Raw genomic sequence first — 16,884 nt, 5'->3', positions numbered from 1 at the left:
GAAAACGCAAGGGCGCGCCCGCGCAAATGGTGCGAAGAACGTGTCAGGCACGTGGCTGAGTTGGGCAGTGGCGAACTGCATCGTCCGAACGCGCAGCGAACGCGACGCTCCTTGCGTTGGAACGGTGCGATCGCGGACACGTATTCCCACAGAGACCGCACCTCGGTTCTTCATCCGGGTGCGCGACCTCGGCTCGAGTTACGCCGACAGGACTGCGTCGGCTCGCAGGCAGCCCTGGGTCACGCAGATTTGTAACTCGTCCCGGTCCAGCGCGCGGATCACGCGCAAAGGCTCCCGATCTTCTGGTGCCGTCTGCGTTGCCATGCACGAGGATTTGCCGCATTTGCGGCCCAGACTCGAACCGCATGAACGATTGCAGGATGCACAATGCAAAACGAAGACGAGATCCTGAGCAAAGTCCCCGAGGTGACACTCGGCTTCTGGGTGATCAAGATCCTTGCCACGACGCTCGGGGAAACGGGCGGCGACGCCGTGACCATGAGCTGGCTGCATGCGGACTTGCATCCCGGCAACGGCGGCTATCTGATCGGCACCGGAATATTTCTTGCCGTGTTCGTTGCGGCCGTGATCGCCCAGATCGTGACGAGACAATTCAACGCCTGGGTCTACTGGCTGGCGATCATAGCCTCCACCACCGTAGGCACGGCCATGGCCGATTTTTTCGATCGCTCATTGGGCATCGGCTATACGGGAGGCTCGTCGATCTTGTTCGCGTGTGTCCTGGGCTCGCTCGCGATCTGGTACCTCACGCTCGGCTCGGTAAATGTCCAGACGGTGGTCACGCCGAAAGTCGAAATCTTCTATTGGGTGACAATCACGTTTTCGCAGACCCTGGGGACCGCGCTCGGAGACTGGATCGCCGACGACACCGGACTGGGATATGACGGAGGCGCGCTCGTGTTCTGTGCAGGACTCGCGCTGCTGGCAGGCTTGTACTACTGGACCGCAATCTCGCGCGTGTTCCTGTTCTGGGCGGCCTTCATATTGACGCGACCGCTCGGTGCGACGATCGGCGATTTTCTGGACAAGCCGACGAACGATGGCGGCCTGGCTCTGAGTCGTCCTTTGGCCTCTGCAGTGATCCTCGCCCTCATTGTCGGGCTCATTCTGGTGTTGCCGCAGAGGCCGGGACGGCATCCCGGATCCCGCATGGCAACTCAAATGCAGTGACCCTCGGCCGGGCTCGCCGCACTCGGCTGCGGACTTCGCTGGCGACGCCGCAAGGAGACCGGCAGCTGGGCCTCGTCAGGCGGGAAAGCAAGCTGTCGCGGTCAGCGTCAGCGGGGCCATATTGAGGATTTGGGGAAACTGGAACTGATAGCTCGCGTTCACCTGGTTGCCGCAGGCGGGGGCGGCGTAGGTGAAGGTTGAAGCCGGGAGGTTGAGGCCGAACGCCTGCTGGCTTGCGTATGTGGCGATCACATCAGGCTTGTTCGTGGGACAGAGCGTAGTGTTCACAGTTGCGCATCGCGCGGCAATCTCGACACCGTGCTGCAATCCCGCCTGGGTCCACAGCAATAGACCGACCTCGACGATACCGAACACGAACGCGAAGAACAGCGGTGCGATCAAGCCAAACTCGAGCGCGGACGCACCGCGGCGATCTCTCCACAATGCGGCGGCAGTCTTCATTGCAGCCTCACCGTCGATTGCATGCTGAGCGAGTAGCCGCTTGGAACGACCTGGTAGTTGATGATGGTCCAGTAGGACCCCTGCGCGGATACGGTGGTGTAGGTGCCCGCCTGCGCGCCTCCCGGGCACGTGCTCCCGCAGGTCGTGCTGGTCACTCCCGACGTCGTCGCGCATCCGCAAAATTTGACCGGAGCAGGCGAAGCGCTGATCGCCGTGGAATTCGTCGCATTGACGACCGCGGCCGACATCGCGTTGCTGTCGAAGCCGTGCGCGATCGCATATTCGACGCCCGCCTGCGCCGCGCTCTCCACCTGCATCTTGCGATAGACCGCAAGCCCGATATCGACCACCGAAACCACCATCAGGGTCAGGAGCGGAACGAGGATGCCGAACTCGATAGCCGCGGCGCCGCGCGTGTTCTTGCGGAAACGCCCGAGCAGGCGGCGCGGGCCGCGACGCCGATGGGATCGGCACTCACCACATGCATTGCCCGTTTTCATCTCAAAACTCCGACTTGATCAATATATTAAATATTAAGGCTTACTCGACGAGTTGCGCCGTCGTCGTGCCGATGGTGCTGCCACCCAAGGCGGCGCAATTGACCTGAAGATTCGAACTGCCGGTAAGGGCGATCGTATCGGCGATGACCTGTGTGCACGAGGAGGTCGTGCCGTTGCCGCCGCTGAACTGCAGGTTCGCCTTCGGCAGGTAGATGGCGCCGCCGAAATTCTGGGAGCCGCCGCCCTGCAGCGAAAAAGTCGTGCCTGTCGTCATGCTGCGGTCGCCATACATCACGATGCCCGCGGTCGGTCCGGAGGCCGGAGCCGTCAAGTTGACAATGGCGTTGCTGCCGATGTTGGCGGTGGCCCAACCATTGCTGGCCGAACCAGTGAAGACGAGCGTCACTCCCGCGGTGCCGGTGCAGGAGCTGCAAGTGACCGTTGCGTTGCCTTGCACCGACAAGCCCCCGCCGGAGCCGTAAAAGTAGTAGATGCCGGGGGTCAGATCCAACGTGTATCCGGATTGGACCGAAACAAGACCACTATAGCACACGCCCGGGGAGATCGAGTTGACCTTCCCACTGCTGTTGATTTTTTGGTTACTAGGGTCGCACGGGGTCGGCGTCGTGGGGGGAGAGACAGTCGCATAAGGATCGGCGGTCGGCCTGATGCCGCTCCGAATGCCGTTCGGGGCCGTGATGTTGCTCGCACCGGAGATGGTCCCGACCGCTCCGACCAAGTTGGCGGACACCCTTGCAGTGCCACTCACGTTCAGCGAGGGAGAACCGCTGGAGTTGCTATAGAGATTGCAGTTGATCAGATTGAGATTGTTACTGCCGCTCACGTTCACAGCCGAGTTGGCCGTGGGATCGAGCGCAAGCACGCAGCCCGTTCCGACATTGGGGAGCGCGACGGCGCGGGCCGTGACGGGGACCGTGCCGGAGCCGAACAACGCCGACAGGAGCCGCGGTTGCGGCTGGCTGATGATGACTTCGACGGCCTGAGAGTTCGAGGTGAAGCTTCCCGTGGTCGGCGGCTGGTTCACCGTGACGGTGACATTGTTGGTCCCGTTCGTGTAGCCGTAGAATGCCGTGATGGCGCCGGCCTCGGTGACGAGATTGGTGCCGGCGGTGGCTGCGCTGACGGCCGCCGAGTCAGCGGCGCTGAGCATGTTCTTCTGCTTGTAGAACCACCAGGCGACCTCGGTGCCGAGGCCCGCAGTCCCGACCAGAACGGGGAGCAGCAGGGCGACGACGATGGCGTAGCTGCCGGACTCGTCGCGCACAAAGCGATCGAAAAGACGGTTTAAACGGGAGCGCGGCGTCACCGGCGCCGACCTCATTTGCGAGGGTACTTCCGCCTTCCAACTCATGAAGGCCGTCATGTTGTCCTCAATGTTCAAGTGGCCAATGCAAACCTTATACGCCGCGGCGATTTAACGCGGGCTATCTTCCGCCGAAAAAACTGCGAGCGAGCGCGTAACCCTTCGTTATCCAATTCGGGGCTGCTCCGGGGAAACGGATCATCCGGGGCCAAGGCAAGCGATAGAGCCACTGTCACGTGTCCTGCACTGCACCCCGCAAAACTACGGATACGCCGCATCAGGCTCACGCCGACACAGGCCGGACCAGTTGTGGGGTTAATGTAAGCTGCCCCCGATGATCGGGGGAAGCTATCGGGGCGGCGGGACCCATCAAATCACGCGGTCGGTGTCGTGACGCGCGCGAAGGCGGCGCACGTCCACGCGGCCGAGCGCGACTTGCGCTCCAACGATTGGTCGGGTGTTGACGGGCCCGCAGCGCGGCCAGCTGATGCCGCGTTCACGACCGACGTCCGTCGTGAACAACACCAGATGCTTTCATGCTGACGCACATGGTTGCGTACCGAGAAAGAAATAAGCCGGAGCAGGTCAGCACCAGCCTTTCTTCCATTGACCGGGCGGGCAGGCGCGGCCCCTCCAGCCGACCTTCCGTCCGCGACTCCAGCCATAGGGATAATAGCCGGCGCCACGTCCCCATCCGTATCCGTGACCGTACCATCCGTGACCGTACCCGTGCCCGCCTCGCACTTGAACCAAACCGCGAGGCATCGCGGAATTACGCAGCGGGGGATATGTCGGCGGGGCTGCCGCTGCCGCCGAAACTCCGATCGCGAGCGTGAGCGCTGTCAACACAATCAATCTTCGCATCAGCATTCCTTTCTTTGATGTCCACGCGGATCGGATCAGGACAGGATGGCAAGCATGCCCGCGCCTCCCGCCCAAGCACGGTGCGATCCCGGCGACAATGACTGAGACAACGCGGCCCACCGGCTTGGCGGCGGGCCGCTTCGCTTGAGCTTACCTGGACCTCGTCGAACCGCCCATGCGACGGCTCGAACCGGTTGTCTGGCCGGGAGCGTAACCAGAGGCGCCCGGGCTCCCGCGCTTCGATCCCCTCGCTTGCATCTCTCGTCCCGGAGCATAGCCGGAAGCGCCAGGGCTGCCTTTCTTGGAGCCCTTCGACTGCATCTCGTGGCCCGGTGTCTTGCTTGATACGCCCTGCGCGAAAGCGACGGGGGCGGAAGCAAGAAGACAAGCTGCAGAAAGTGCGATGATTGCGTGCTTCATTTTGTTCTCCGCGAACCAAGCCCCGCCAACTAACGGCTTGAAATCCATGCCGTTCCATGAACGGTCGTTCATCCAGGGCGTAGCCGCTCCTGGAGCTGGTCAAACGACGACGAATTGCAGCGTGCGGATTCAAGACGTATGTTGGGTCTATAATCAGGCAGCCGCCTATCGTACGGCGAGAGTCTGACGGCCTCACGGTGGACGGTTTGCATTTTGCATCGGAGGTGATGTCATGACCATTGCTCCCACGCTCCAGAAATACCTAGCTGCTGAAAACATCCAATACGAGGTGATCCCGCACGAACTCAGCATGACGTCCGCTCGCACGGCTGAGGCATGCCATATCTCGGGCGATCGCCTCGCCAAGGGCATCGTGTTGCGGCGCGACGGCGAATACATGCTGGCCATCTTGCCCGCATCGCATCACCTGCGCCTGTCGGAACTGAGGACAAAACTCGGCGACAATGTCCATATGGCCGATGAAACCGAGATCAATCGGCTGTTCAGCGACTGTGCACACGGTGCAGTCCCTGCCGTCGGCAAATGCTACGGGCTGGATATCATCGTCGACGACAGCATCGAGGCACAGCCGGAGATCTATATGGAAGCGGGCGATCACGAGACGCTGCTCCATATGGGTCACGCGCAGTTTGCGCGCCTGACGGCCGACGCGCTGCACGGGCGCTTCAGCGCGCACGACTGAGGATTCGCGCGCCGCCCAATGCCTTTGCGATCTTGGGCGGAAACCCGGGCCGCGAAGTCGTAGTAAATTTGTTCGGAGGGTGGCGGCTACTGCGTCGGCGTCGGTCTGGTCGAATCGCCCAGGAGTGATGCTTGCTGCAGTGACCTCGCACCTGATCGGTTGTACAGTATGGGAAATGGGGGCGCTGCTGCATTGCAATCAATGCACCTGAAACCCGGGAACGGAGGCTCCGCCATGAAAGTCAAAGACGTGATGCACAAGGGTGTCGACTGGGTCAACCCCAACACCCCTATTACCGAGCTCGCCAAATTGATGCAGGCGCAAGACATCGGCTGCATTCCGATTGGCGCGGACGACAAACTGATCGGGATGGTGACCGACCGCGACATCGTCTGCAAAGGACTGGCGAGCACCAACTTCGATGCCGGCCGCGCGACGGCGCGCGATGTGATGACTGAAGGCATCCATTGCTGCCGAGAGGACGATGACCTCGCAAAGGCGATGCATCATATGGAGAAGCTGCAGGTCCGCAGGCTGCCGGTGATCAACAAGAGCAAGCGGATGGTCGGCATCATTAGTCTGGGTGACGTGAGCCGTTCCGCGTCGGCTGATTTGCTGACCGAAACCGTCAGGAACGTTTCGGCGCATCATTGAATGCGGCCAGCGCTCCTCTCGCGATCGGCGCACGATCAGACGTCGAGCCAAGCCCGAGCCATGCGTTGGTCGTGGAGCCATCGCGCGGCGCGAAAGGCTGCGGCCCGAAGCGCTTCACTTTGCGTCGGTGCGAACGCAAGACGATGCGGATTAGCGTCGATTTGCCAGTGCGGTCGGGTCGCCCGCTCGACCGCGAAGTGGCAAGTCGGCACGCGGCAGCGTGACGACGCTGGTGCCCGGCAGCTCCGGCGTCACACCTCGGATGGACCGCCGTCTCACCGCGCTGCACCGACGAGGGTGCGGACCATCCTCGATCTATTTCGCGGCTGCCAGCGAGGCAGCCTGCGACCCCGTGGCCGTTCGTCGAGCGGAACAGTTCGGCTTCGGATGCGTTTTTCCGACTGAAGAACGCCATTGGGCGGAACGCATGTGCTGATGCGCAACGACCGACCTGCGGTTACGCTGAAATGTCCCGCGTGCAGTCGCGCGACGCTCCATCGGCTTCTCTACGTCAAGAACGGTTGCGACATCCTCCAATGTCCCGACTGCGGACTGGGACGCACCGAGGCATCGAGCTTCGACCCTCTCGCCTATTATGACGATGGCTACTTTTCCGGCCGTCAGTCCGACGGCTACGCCGACTATCGCGGCGCCGAACCCGTGCTACGGCGCGAGTTCGCCCGCACGGTCGAGTTCATCCAGCGCCGCAAGGCACGGGGCTTCCTGCTCGAGATCGGCTGCGCCTACGGCTTCTTTCTCGATGAAGCGCGCCGCGCTGGATTTGAGGTGAGCGGCATCGAGCCCGCGGAAGCGGCTGCAGCGCATGCTGGCGATCTCGGCTTGAACGTCGTCCGCGGCCCGCTGAGCGAAGCGACTCTCAAGTCGCTTGGCACCCTGGATGTCATCGTTCTCCTCGACGTCGTCGAGCATCTGCCCGACCCGAGGGAAGCCCTCGCGCTACTCGCGGACCATCTCCGGCCGGACGGAATCATCGTGCTGACGACCGGAGACTTCGGCTCCTGGGCAGCGCGATCGACCGGCGCGCACTGGCGCCTGATGACGCCGCCGCAGCACCTCTGGTTCTTCAACCGCGACAGCATCGCGTCTCTGGCCCATTCGATCGGTCTTCGCATAGAGAGTTCCGATCGCCCCTGGAAATTCGTGCCGTTCTCGCTGATCGCCTTCCAAATCGGTCGCATGCTCGGCCGCAAGATCGCGGCCAGCCCGACCGGAAACCGGTTCGCCATTCCGGTAAACCTGTTCGACGCGATGCGCGTGGTCTTGAGCAAGGCGCCCCCACATCCGGATACGAGCTTCCCATGACCGGCCGGATTCGCAATCCCTGGGTTGTTGTCGCGGCGTACAATGAAGCACCGGTGGTCGGCAGCGTCGTGTCCGGCATTCGCCGCGCCGGATACGCGGTCATCGTGGTCGATGACGGCTCCGCCGACCGCACCGGCGACGTCGCGTTGCTCGCAGGGGCGGTCGTGGTCCGGCATCCGATCAACCTCGGACAGGGCGCCGCATTGCAGACCGGCATCGAGTTCGCCCTCGAGCAGCGTGCGGATGCACTCGTCACGTTCGACGCCGACGGTCAGCATTCCCCCGCGGCCATCGCGGCGCTGCTCGCGGCGATCGAGCAGCCCGGGATCGATTTCGCGCTCGGCAGCCGCTTTCTCGCCGGCGCGACCGCGAATCTGCCGGCGTCGCGCCGTATCCTGCTCAGCGCCGCGGTGTGGTTCACGCGCGCGAGCACTGGACTGCCGGTCACCGATACCCACAACGGCCTACGGGCGATGACCGCGCGCGGCGCACGCACGATCTCCTTGCGCCAGAACCGGATGGCACACGCGTCCGAGATCCTGCATCAGATCGCGCAGAGCCGCCTGCGCTTTGTCGAGGTGCCGGTGAACATCGAGTACAGCGCCTATTCGCTGGGCAAGGGTCAACGCATCACCGATGCGCTGACCGTCCTGATCGATCTGTTTGCGCGGAGGCTTTACCGATGATCGCACAGCTGTTGCTGACGGCCCTTCTGGCGTTGGTTCTGGTCTACGCCTGGTCGGCGCATCGGACGGTGCCGATCATCGGCCTGCTCGCGAGCAGCGCTGCGCTCGCCGGCCTCTACTTCGTCTGGGTACCCGAGCATGCCACCGCGCTCGCGGCCTTCGCGGGAATCGGCCGCGGGTCGGACCTCATCGTCTACACCTGGGTCGTGATCAGCCTGCTCATCATGCTCAACTTGCACCTCAAGCTGCGGCTCCAGCTCGACATGATCACGCGGCTGGCGCGCGCCGTGGCGATCGATCGCGCCAAGGAGAGCCGGCGTGAGGCAGGCCCCCCGCGAAAACGTCGCCCGGTCATGTTGGCCCGAAAGGTCGAGGCGCCCCCGACCGAATTGCAGGCGAAGAAGTAGATGCCATTGCCAAGTCGCGCGGGGCAAGTTTGTGCCGGGACGTCACTCACCGAGCCCGCGACGAATTGGCGTAGATCCAGGCGAAGGGGCGGCCAAATCGTTTGACCTCATCAACCAGTACGGCCGTCGTGCCCTTGGCACAAGGCCAGCGCTCGGTGGCGATCAGGTAGTCGGCCTTGTCCAGATCTGTCTCGGCAATCCAGTTGCGATGAAACATCACGCCTGCCAGTTGCTCGCGCCAGGCCAGGCAGAGCAGCACGCGCGGTGAATCGCCCACGAACCGACCTTCGGCGTCAATTCGCGCCTCGAGGCGGCGCACCGCCTCGGGAGCCGCCATGCTCCAATAGTCGAGGTCGAAGCGGCCGTAAGCGCCGGCGACGCCGCCTGCCAGGCCGTTCATCGCGATATATTCAAGCGGATGCAGGATGATGAGCGTCGCCAGGATGGTGGCCGTGTGCGCGACCCCGAGGGCCACGGGCACGATCGGGAGGCGTCGCAAGAAGGGCAAGAGGCTCGTGAGCCCACGCGCGGCGACGATGGCGAGCATAGGGATCACGAACAATACGTGGCGGACACCGTCATAGAGCGTCAAGCCCTGCAGGATGAGCACCGCGATAGGTCCGAACGCCGCGACACTGACGACCAGCACCGCGCGCGCTCCTGCGAGCTCGGCCGCGACCGGTCGCAGTCCTGCGACGCCGGACCGACGCAGGACGCTGAAGGTGGCGCGCGTCCACGCCCCTGCAGCACCGATCCAGACCGCCATGCCGAGCAACAGCAATGCCAGAAAGCCCTCAGGCAAACGCGCCAGAAGCTGTCCCGGGATGTACCAGGCGGGCAGTTTGTCGGTGAAGGTCAGCTGGCCCCAGTTCTGGAATTCGAACGAGGTGTCGAGCGTGGCAAAGTGCCGATAGGCTTCGCGGAATTGCATGAGCGGATTTCCAATCTGCAACCACGGCCACAGCGCCATCGCCGTCAGCCAGGCGATGAGGATGACAAGCAACGTATGCAAGGCGATCTGGCGCAAAGGGCCATAGCCGGCGCGGCCATGGCGCAGCAGCGCCTCGAGCGCGCACAGGCTCATGCCGCCGACGAGGTAGGCGTGCGTGATCGCCCCGCCGGTGCGCGTCGCGATGGCGAGGCCGGTGGCAAGGCCCGCCGCAAGGGTCGGACGCCAGCTTGGCACCTCCCGCCGCACCATCAGGACGATCGAGAGCGTCGACCAGCTCATGGCGAACAGGAACGGCACGTCGATCGGGGCGAAGAACAGGTTGCCGTAGAGGTAACCGGTCAGCAGGCACAGGGCGAGCGCCGTGAGCCCAGCCCAGGCCCCGACCGTGAGTCGTGCGATCGGCACGACGGCGGCGAGCCCAGCGAGGCCGAACAGGAAGGTCATGGCGTGCCGGACCGTGATCGGGCTTGCGAGATCAAGCGACTGCACGGCCGCGACGAGCATCTGAAACCACGGTCCGTACATCCACAGATACTCTTCGACCGTCTCGAACTGAGACCGGTTCGTAAAACCGCTCGTGTACCAGGCAAGCGCCTTGGGGCCGTACTCGTCGGTGTTGAATTCGTCGGTGGACAGCCCGTAATCCGCGGCGGTCGCAAGCCCGATGACCAAGGCCACGCCGAGCACAAGGAGCACGAGCAACGTCTCGGCATGGCGAGCAGCAAATGCAAGGCCGAGTTGCGGCCTCACAAACCCAGAGCTGTCGCGATCCACCCGTTCAAGCGCCATGCAATGTCCTTAACCGGTTGCATGGCCACGCACTGGCGCCCTCCGGAATGCGGTGGGAAATTGCGCCGCGGAAGCGGCCTCCACTTGAAGCTATCATCTCGCTCAACCGCTTACTCGGGAACGAACCCAGCGCACCTCAAGTGTTGTACCTGGCCGGGCTTCGATAACACGCCTAACGGGAACTTTGTTCCGAGGTTTCAAATCCGGTCTGCCAAGGCGGATCAGCAATCGCGATCCTTATTGCCGGAGGTGCCGATGTCCGAAGGGCTCGATCGTCACGAAGCTGTTCATGCGATCGGCCGATCGGCTCGGTGCTTGCCGGACACCTCAACGATAACGATCTGATGCGCGAGATCAAATCGGGTGGCCATTGCGTTGACACGAAGTCCGACCGGGATTCGAACGAGGATTATTTCGCTGAGCTGGAAGCTTTGACCGCGGAAGGATGGCTTCGGTCCGCCTGATGATCGCGCGGACGCTCCCGCTCGAACTCGTATGTTATTGAAATAACAACGTGATTAAACGGAACTGCGGCCCGCTCTCCTCGCCTGTCGCGCCGAGTCCTGGCCGGCACGGTAGCCGAAAAGCTAACGGAACCTAGCAATAGGCAATGCGTTCCCTCCTAATCAAAGGCGCGCACGAGAAGGCCGCACGAGTAGCTACCCGGGCCGGCGTTCCCCGCCAGGATCACCTGGGGTAGCGAAGTTTCAAGTCAGCAAATCGACCGACATCGGCGCACCTCAAAGGAGGTTCCCATGTCAACTATGATCACTTCAGAACGTACCTTCCAAGAGGCTGCAACGTACGGCGGCGTGGTTGATGCCATCGGCGGAGCAGCGACCGTCATTCTGGCGATCGTCGCACTGGCGGGCGTCGGCCAATCCATGCTGGCCGCCATCGCGACGATCGTCTTCGGAGCCGCGCTACTGATCCAGGGGGGCACCATGCTCACCGAGTTCACAAAGCTGATAGCCCCGCCGAGTGCCGCCGGCACGGCCGACGAGGTTATGGCAGGCGGTGGACTTTCGTCTCTGTTCGTGGTGGGAGCAGCCGGCATCGTGCTTGGCGTGCTTGCTCTTGTCGGTATCGCTGCACAGACGCTGACGGCCGCAGCAGTCATCGCGTTCGGTGGCGCACTGCTGTTGAGCAGCAATTCGGTCTGGCGTCTTTACCGGGCGAAGCGGGCTTCGTACCGAGCCGGGGAAGCCGGGACACCGTCCGGGGCCGAGTTCCTCGCGGGTGAAATGGCCTCCGGCTCGGCGGCTCTGCAGTGCCTTTCGGGTCTTGCCGCGATTGTTCTTGGCATTCTCGCGGTAACCGGAACAAATGCGAGCGTCCTTACACTCGTTGGCCTGCTGGTGCTTGGCGCTACCGTGCTGTTGACCGGCAGCACCCTGAGCGGCACTGTCATGGGCTTCATGGAGCCGACTGTCACGGGTAGAGGAGAAGCTTTGGCGCAGCAGCCGGGTGCAGCGGAATAAGCTTGAGCCCGGCATGATTGCCTAACGGAGCAGCGGGGCTGCCCGCTGCTCCGCACGCGCGCGCGGGCGGCGCTGTCGTTCCAACTACGCCGCATCGCAGAACCGGCCTTTGCCGGCATGACTGCGGGTGACGTTGGAGCACTCCCCTTCGAAGGCGCGCGCTGCCAAAACATCGAAAACAACCCCATGCAAAGTAGCAAGCGGCCGCAGGCATTCGACAAGGCGACTTGACGCGTCGGGCAAATCAGGGGCATACTTCCAATATTCCGAAATTGTATAGACGCCCCTCGCCCCGCAACAGCGGGTGCGTCGGCTTGCGATTGCGGCCCGAACATCCTCACCCACCATTGAAAAAGTGCACCGGCTCCCCGCGGCGAACGATCGCCGGCGCGTGGCCGAGCCAGCGCGCCTGCCAGGGAGATCGACATGAACACCGCTCCGGACCCCGCGATGACGACGGCGATCGCCGCACCCGATCCAACCAAAGCCGCCGCAGCGCCGCGGGTCAAGTTCTCCTCGCACGGCTTCTGCATCGACCACCCTGATCCCGAGCTCGGCGAACAGCTCATGGCGAATGCGCTGGGGGCGGTCGACCGCGACGCGATGGAGGGCATCCTCCGGCAACTGGTCAAGGCCAGCGTGAGCGGCGGGCGTCCCGACCAGGTCAACCTCTCCTTCATGCTTTCGATGGTGAAGAGCCTTCGCCCACGGGACTCCGTCGAGGCGATGCTGGTGGCGCAGATGGTGTCGGTTCATGTGATGGCGATGCGCTGCGCCCATCACCTCGCGCATGCGAAAGACCTCGCCCAGCACGACAGCGCCGCGCGCGCTCTCGGCCGACTCGCCCGCACCTTTCCCGCCCAGATCGAGGCGCTGAACCGCTACCGCAGCCATGGCGAGCCCGCCATCACCGTGCAGAACGTGAAGGTGGAGGACGGCGGCAACGCCATCGTCGGCAACGTCACCCAGCATGCGCGCGTGATCGTGTCCGACAAGACCTCGGCGGCGCGGAAAGCGCCGAAGACCACGCGCTCCCGGCGCGGGCGCGCCTCCGCCGATGCCGGGCGAGACGCCCAGGCATGAGCGATCCCATCAGACAGACCGGGGCGATGCTGGCGAGCCCGCGCTGCGGCGCCAAGACCCGAGCCGGCAGCGCGTGCCGCGCGCCGGCAGTCTCAGGCAGAAAGCGCTGCCGCATGCACGGCGGCGCAAAGGGATCCGGCGCGCCAAAGGCAAACCAGAACGCGCAGAAGCACGGCCTGTTCACCAGGGATGCGATCGAAGAGCGGAGGCAGATACGGGCGTTGTTGGGGGACGTGCGGAAGGTGTTGGAGGGGATGAGGTGATTGCTCGCAAATATTGCGCCGTAAGAGCACCGTTACGGGCGCCAATCGAATTGCTCGTGGCGGCACCACTTTACTTGCCAACCTTGGCGCCGCCAGAAGCGATATGCGCTGGAATAAATAAAGCTCGAGGTTGAGGCTTGGCGTTCCCTAGGGAGACGAAGGGCAGCTCCAAAAAGGTCGGAAAGGACCTTCGCGCGGCCGCTAGCAGGCCGCGTCGGGCGGCATCTTGCGTTTAAGCCCAACGATGCGCGTTACCTACTATACCTACTATAAGAGTTCAAATCCGTCGTTAGGGTGCCGATTGCTCAGCACGGTCTTTCTTCTTATCTGCTCTGAGCAAGTCAACCTCTCTTTGGATGACACGGCGACAAATTGAACGTAGCCGGTTGAGCAGCGAACGCTCATGCGCGTTGAGGCGATGTTTTCCTCGGTGAACGATTTGCGATCGGACATCGTAGATATCGGCGAAGGTCTTATAGAGATCCTCGCGCTCTTCTTGGCTTGATCCTATCAAATATGCGCACCTGTTTCGAAGTAGCTCGTTTAATCCGATTTCCTTCGATGCAGCCTTGTCACCGAGTAAGATTTCCAGCACAACCATAGCCTGCACGAAAGGCAAAAGCTGATCGGAGCCTGTCGCGCTATCGAAGTACCATTGCGACGCCAACATAATGGGTTCGGCTCTTTGCCCGGCGGCAATGACTTGTGCCATTTCCTCAAGAATACGTGGGCACCAATACTCGCGCTTTTCTGGCGTGTTGACTAATGTGGCCATCTCGAGTTTTTCGAGGCCCCAACTTGTTCTGTCGTCTAACTCTAGCTTGCGCTCAACTTGCCAGTTTCCTTCGCTGTCCTTTCGATGGACGAAGTAGCCATGCTTCGGCGGATATAGCGGATAGTTTGAGCTGATTTGAAATAGCTGTAGCGCAAGGCCGAGCCCGCAGACCGAACGGATAAATCGGCGAGCCTCCAAGTCGGGAACCGAACCTCCATATGGACCGATAAATCCCTCAACATCAATCTGAAAATGAACAGCGTTCTCTTCCCAGGTCAGCGGGCCTGTAAGAAGTGCAGACAAGAGCCCAACTCCAAATGATTGAACCTTCTTACCCTCGTCCGATACTGCCAGAGGAAGCGAATCGGACAACTCCTTAGAAGTACGCACTACGCGCGAAGAGGTCGTCTCAAACGTCCATTGGTTCTTGTCGGCAGGCAGACATGGCCAGAGCACGTTCGGCAATGGGCACGTTATTCTATATTGATTTGGTAACGCCTCGAATTGGCCGACAAGCCGCGCGGCGACCTCATCCGCATTTTCATAACCTGGAATTTCGACAAGCTTCTTTTGAGCGGGCTCCGTTTCGAGTTGGGCGCTCTGCAGCTCTTTCGCGACCGTGTCAAAGACGAACTCCACGAGCGGGTAGTCATCCACATACGCTAACAGCATGTCGTGAAGGGCCCCCCGTTGAGGCAGCGCTTGGTCGGCCATAACCAGGAACACGACACCTTCCGATGCCCTCTTGACATATTTGCCGTGGTCGACATCGATCAAGGGGATTGCCTTCGAGATGAGCTCGATAATTCTAGCTTTGGCGCTTGGATGAATGTCGATGGCCACTGCTTTCTCCCCGCCCTGATTTAGGCAAAACGGTACGTGCTGAGTTTATGCGGAACGCTGCCGACACGAAGAGCGACGGGAAGGGCGAAGAAGACCATTCCCCCGGATATCGCTACGCTCATCCGGGCTACGTTTACTGTCAAATCGTGTTCATCGGACGAAGAGTAGGCCCAGCGCGACGGGCCAAAGACAATAGCAATTGCTCTAGAACTCCAATGCGGATGGAAGCGGCTTCTTAGCGAGTGGGTTCGGCACGTCGTAGGCAAAGCCACCCAGTGAAGTTACTTGGACTATCGAAGTCTCAGTGGTGGTAGACCGTCGTTCGAGTCCGGCCGGCTCTCCAGTGAACCGCACACGATTGACGTGTGACCTATCTTTAGGAGAGGCCCCTGGGCTTATTGCTTCAGCAACCAGCGCATTGAGGCCTCCCCCGTCTCCATTCATCGAAAATTCAGCGACAGAGCGCAGCTCTTGCTCAGCAAATCCGACAAAATGCAACCACACAAGCGAGCTCCTTTCCCCAGATAGTTGGTCCGCGGCGTCTTTCAAAACCCGAACCACGCGCTGAGCGAGCGTATTTGCTTTCGTAGTTTTTAGTGCGAGAGCGAAAGTCTTTCCCGCAATGCGCGTGATACAGTGCGCTTCGCCAACATCCGGATCATTGCGGACCAAATTCTGCAGCGCGTTGGGGGGCATCGTTTCCGCTGCCTGTGTCCAAGATGGTCGTGGCAAAAAATCGATTGTGGCATCCGCCGACTCTGTGCGTCCTACGAGCCGAGAACTCATTGCCGCTTTAAATTCTTGCAAGACTGACTTTGCGGCTCCCGGCTCCCCCTTGAATTGCAGACTGAAAATACCCGATTCATCAATCGGAAGGCGCTTACGCATTGCGCTCAGGAACGTTTGGCTGAGGTTGACAACCATTTCATTCTTGATCGGATTGCCTGTGTCTTCCGATATAGTCTTGCACTCGACCTCCACTTCGGTATCACCAGACATGCACAGCAGATCGAACTTCCCAGCACCCTCTAAGTCCGCAAATCTCACGTTGCTGAACCTCTGCCGAAGGTGAATATAACCACGAAACTCGTGTTCTATTTGGCGTATGTCCCTGTCGGGTTTTAGGTTATCGAGGATCATCTTACGCAGACGGACTGCGGCCAAATCCGACATTGAAAGCCGGGCACGATTTACGCCGGCAATCAACGTGGCCGCGCGAACTGCTCTTTGTGAAGACGTATCGAGGAAAAATGGCTGCGGCCCGCCAGTGAATTGCTCCATCTGCTCGTGGAAGAAATATCTCGTTCCGAAGAGTCCCCGTGGAGCAGGGTCAAGCATGGAGAGCTTGTGCACAACCTTGCGCGCCGCTCTATGAAGATCCTGCGCGCCCACATACCCCGCGAACGCCGCCAATTCAGCCGCGAAGTCAAAGTCGTTAGGTTCTGGCTCAGCCAAGGCGTCCTCCGAATCACCATGGGCTTGGCCGCCCCCGAATGAGCTATGGAAGCGAGCATGCTCGCGCCGTTCTTTAACTAACTTACCCGCCCTCGACTGGCAGTCCCTTCGTTAGCCCGTCGCCATCGTCAACGAGAATTGCCCTACTGTCATGGAACAACGGAATTGCGCTCGTCATCAAGCGCTGCCATGTAGAAGCGCAATCTGCGGCAAACGCGCTTAGCTCCGGTAGCGTGACCGGCCGAAAGTTATCGTATGTTTCGTTCGTCCACTCCTGAATGCCTATCGCAGTGCCATTGGGACCAGATACGTGCCCCCATACAGAGTGAAAGAGCACTTTACGGGACACATACAGGCGCTCGGCGCTGTCGAGATCACCGAGCACCGTAGAATTATTTTTGCGCCTGTTCGCCTCTGCCTTCAATTGTTCGAAGACATTCTTGACCTTGAACCCGTGCGGACCGCGCAACTGCCTTACAGCTTCAAGCCAATTGGGCCCTTGCACCGACGCAGCAAGGGTGCAGACCGCCGCTTCAAGTTGCGACCAACGATACAAGGCACGGCCTATTGCGAGATAATAGTCAGTTGATAGCTCTTTGCCCGTGGCGCTGAAGTGCGTGAAGTCTGGCGAAAACATTTCTTCGGACATTGGTTTCACTCGTTGCTCGTGGCGCAGCATTGATGGAGCCTTGTCATGACAGTCATCCGA

Annotated in this window: 16 protein-coding genes; 9 read left to right on the top strand and 7 right to left on the bottom strand. The window is 61.4% G+C overall.

All coding sequences use genetic code 11. The annotated features are described in order from the left end of the window. Positions 1-387 precede the first annotated feature (387 nt). Positions 388-1,191 (top strand): hypothetical protein, encoded by an 804-nt coding sequence (locus tag MTX23_RS07390; protein ID WP_280975959.1) that lies wholly within the window; start codon positions 388-390, stop codon positions 1,189-1,191. A 75-nt stretch (positions 1,192-1,266) separates the two neighbouring features. On the opposite strand, the gene MTX23_RS07385 is transcribed toward MTX23_RS07390, so the two are convergent. Genes MTX23_RS07385 through MTX23_RS07375 form a run of 3 tightly spaced genes read right to left on the bottom strand, consistent with a single transcriptional unit; the run spans position 1,267 to position 3,537 of the window. Further along, entirely contained in the window at positions 1,267-1,653 is a 387-nt protein-coding gene (locus tag MTX23_RS07385; protein ID WP_280975958.1) for a TadE/TadG family type IV pilus assembly protein, read from the bottom strand. Further along, complete coding sequence (locus MTX23_RS07380) at positions 1,650-2,153, bottom strand: TadE/TadG family type IV pilus assembly protein (protein ID WP_280975957.1); 504 nt, start codon at positions 2,151-2,153, stop codon at positions 1,650-1,652. The genes MTX23_RS07385 and MTX23_RS07380 overlap by 4 nt, the downstream gene beginning before the upstream one ends. A gap of 40 nt (positions 2,154-2,193) precedes the next feature. Next, positions 2,194-3,537 (bottom strand): pilus assembly protein TadG-related protein, encoded by a 1,344-nt coding sequence (locus tag MTX23_RS07375; RefSeq protein WP_280975956.1) that lies wholly within the window; start codon positions 3,535-3,537, stop codon positions 2,194-2,196. 1,456 nt (positions 3,538-4,993) lie between these two features. On the opposite strand from MTX23_RS07375, the gene MTX23_RS07370 reads away from it, so the two are divergent. The 5 genes from MTX23_RS07370 to MTX23_RS07350 all read left to right on the top strand — a co-directional run bounded on the left by MTX23_RS07370 (position 4,994) and on the right by MTX23_RS07350 (position 8,534). Then, entirely contained in the window at positions 4,994-5,464 is a 471-nt protein-coding gene (locus tag MTX23_RS07370; protein WP_280975955.1) for a YbaK/EbsC family protein, read from the top strand. A 234-nt stretch (positions 5,465-5,698) separates the two neighbouring features. Continuing rightward, positions 5,699-6,118 (top strand): CBS domain-containing protein, encoded by a 420-nt coding sequence (locus MTX23_RS07365; RefSeq protein WP_280975954.1) that lies wholly within the window; start codon positions 5,699-5,701, stop codon positions 6,116-6,118. Between the two features lie 414 nt (positions 6,119-6,532). Next, positions 6,533-7,441, top strand: a complete 909-nt coding sequence (locus MTX23_RS07360) for a class I SAM-dependent methyltransferase (protein ID WP_280975953.1) — start codon at positions 6,533-6,535, stop codon at positions 7,439-7,441. Beyond that, positions 7,438-8,127 (top strand): glycosyltransferase family 2 protein, encoded by a 690-nt coding sequence (locus tag MTX23_RS07355; protein WP_280975952.1) that lies wholly within the window; start codon positions 7,438-7,440, stop codon positions 8,125-8,127. The genes MTX23_RS07360 and MTX23_RS07355 overlap by 4 nt, the downstream gene beginning before the upstream one ends. After that, positions 8,124-8,534, top strand: coding sequence for a DUF2304 domain-containing protein (locus MTX23_RS07350; RefSeq protein ID WP_280975951.1), 411 nt, complete (start codon positions 8,124-8,126; stop codon positions 8,532-8,534). Before MTX23_RS07355 ends, MTX23_RS07350 begins: the two co-directional genes overlap by 4 nt. Before the next feature lie 46 nt (positions 8,535-8,580). Here MTX23_RS07350 and MTX23_RS07345 read toward each other — a convergent pair whose 3' ends face one another. Further along, positions 8,581-10,173, bottom strand: a complete 1,593-nt coding sequence (locus tag MTX23_RS07345; RefSeq protein ID WP_280975950.1) for a hypothetical protein — start codon at positions 10,171-10,173, stop codon at positions 8,581-8,583. A gap of 857 nt (positions 10,174-11,030) precedes the next feature. Here MTX23_RS07345 and MTX23_RS07340 point away from each other — a divergent pair. The 3 genes from MTX23_RS07340 to MTX23_RS07330 all read left to right on the top strand — a co-directional run bounded on the left by MTX23_RS07340 (position 11,031) and on the right by MTX23_RS07330 (position 13,102). Next, the gene (locus MTX23_RS07340) at positions 11,031-11,756 is read left to right on the top strand and encodes a hypothetical protein (RefSeq protein WP_280975949.1); all 726 of its coding nucleotides are present in this window, start codon (positions 11,031-11,033) and stop codon (positions 11,754-11,756) included. Between the two features lie 426 nt (positions 11,757-12,182). Next, positions 12,183-12,839: a hypothetical protein gene (locus MTX23_RS07335; protein ID WP_280975948.1), complete on the top strand. Its 657-nt coding sequence runs from the start codon at positions 12,183-12,185 to the stop codon at positions 12,837-12,839. Beyond that, on the top strand, positions 12,836-13,102 hold the full coding sequence (locus MTX23_RS07330; protein WP_280975947.1) for an HGGxSTG domain-containing protein: 267 nt from the start codon (positions 12,836-12,838) through the stop codon (positions 13,100-13,102). Before MTX23_RS07335 ends, MTX23_RS07330 begins: the two co-directional genes overlap by 4 nt. Positions 13,103-13,391: 289 nt before the next feature. Here MTX23_RS07330 and MTX23_RS07325 read toward each other — a convergent pair whose 3' ends face one another. From MTX23_RS07325 to MTX23_RS07315, 3 genes are all read right to left on the bottom strand, one after another. Further along, a complete protein-coding gene (locus MTX23_RS07325) occupies positions 13,392-14,720 on the bottom strand; it encodes a HEPN domain-containing protein (protein ID WP_280975946.1) in 1,329 nt (442 codons plus the stop codon). Positions 14,721-14,924: 204 nt separating this feature from the next. Further along, complete coding sequence (locus MTX23_RS07320; RefSeq protein WP_280975945.1) at positions 14,925-16,175, bottom strand: hypothetical protein; 1,251 nt, start codon at positions 16,173-16,175, stop codon at positions 14,925-14,927. An 82-nt stretch (positions 16,176-16,257) separates the two neighbouring features. Further along, a complete protein-coding gene (locus MTX23_RS07315) occupies positions 16,258-16,824 on the bottom strand; it encodes a hypothetical protein (RefSeq protein ID WP_280975944.1) in 567 nt (188 codons plus the stop codon). Positions 16,825-16,884: the final 60 nt, after the last annotated feature.

It is taken from the genome of Bradyrhizobium sp. ISRA436 (genome assembly GCF_029910015.1).
GTDB lineage: Bacteria > Pseudomonadota > Alphaproteobacteria > Rhizobiales > Xanthobacteraceae > Bradyrhizobium.
This window is presented reverse-complemented; position numbering and strand designations above follow the sequence as displayed.

Excerpts from the sequence above, each read along its gene's own strand:
- MTX23_RS07380 (WP_280975957.1), bottom strand. The coding sequence starts at position 2,153 with ATGAAAACGGGCAATGCATGTGGTGAGTGCCGATCCCATCGGCGTCGC.
- MTX23_RS07350 (WP_280975951.1), top strand. The coding sequence starts at position 8,124 with ATGATCGCACAGCTGTTGCTGACGGCCCTTCTGGCGTTGGTTCTGGTC.
- MTX23_RS07315 (WP_280975944.1), bottom strand. The coding sequence starts at position 16,824 with ATGTCCGAAGAAATGTTTTCGCCAGACTTCACGCACTTCAGCGCCACG.
- MTX23_RS07340 (WP_280975949.1), top strand. The coding sequence starts at position 11,031 with ATGTCAACTATGATCACTTCAGAACGTACCTTCCAAGAGGCTGCAACG.
- MTX23_RS07355 (WP_280975952.1), top strand. The coding sequence starts at position 7,438 with ATGACCGGCCGGATTCGCAATCCCTGGGTTGTTGTCGCGGCGTACAAT.
- MTX23_RS07365 (WP_280975954.1), top strand. The coding sequence starts at position 5,699 with ATGAAAGTCAAAGACGTGATGCACAAGGGTGTCGACTGGGTCAACCCC.
- MTX23_RS07385 (WP_280975958.1), bottom strand. The coding sequence starts at position 1,653 with ATGAAGACTGCCGCCGCATTGTGGAGAGATCGCCGCGGTGCGTCCGCG.
- MTX23_RS07390 (WP_280975959.1), top strand. The coding sequence starts at position 388 with ATGCAAAACGAAGACGAGATCCTGAGCAAAGTCCCCGAGGTGACACTC.
- MTX23_RS07335 (WP_280975948.1), top strand. The coding sequence starts at position 12,183 with ATGAACACCGCTCCGGACCCCGCGATGACGACGGCGATCGCCGCACCC.
- MTX23_RS07370 (WP_280975955.1), top strand. The coding sequence starts at position 4,994 with ATGACCATTGCTCCCACGCTCCAGAAATACCTAGCTGCTGAAAACATC.
- MTX23_RS07330 (WP_280975947.1), top strand. The coding sequence starts at position 12,836 with ATGAGCGATCCCATCAGACAGACCGGGGCGATGCTGGCGAGCCCGCGC.
- MTX23_RS07375 (WP_280975956.1), bottom strand. The coding sequence starts at position 3,537 with ATGACGGCCTTCATGAGTTGGAAGGCGGAAGTACCCTCGCAAATGAGG.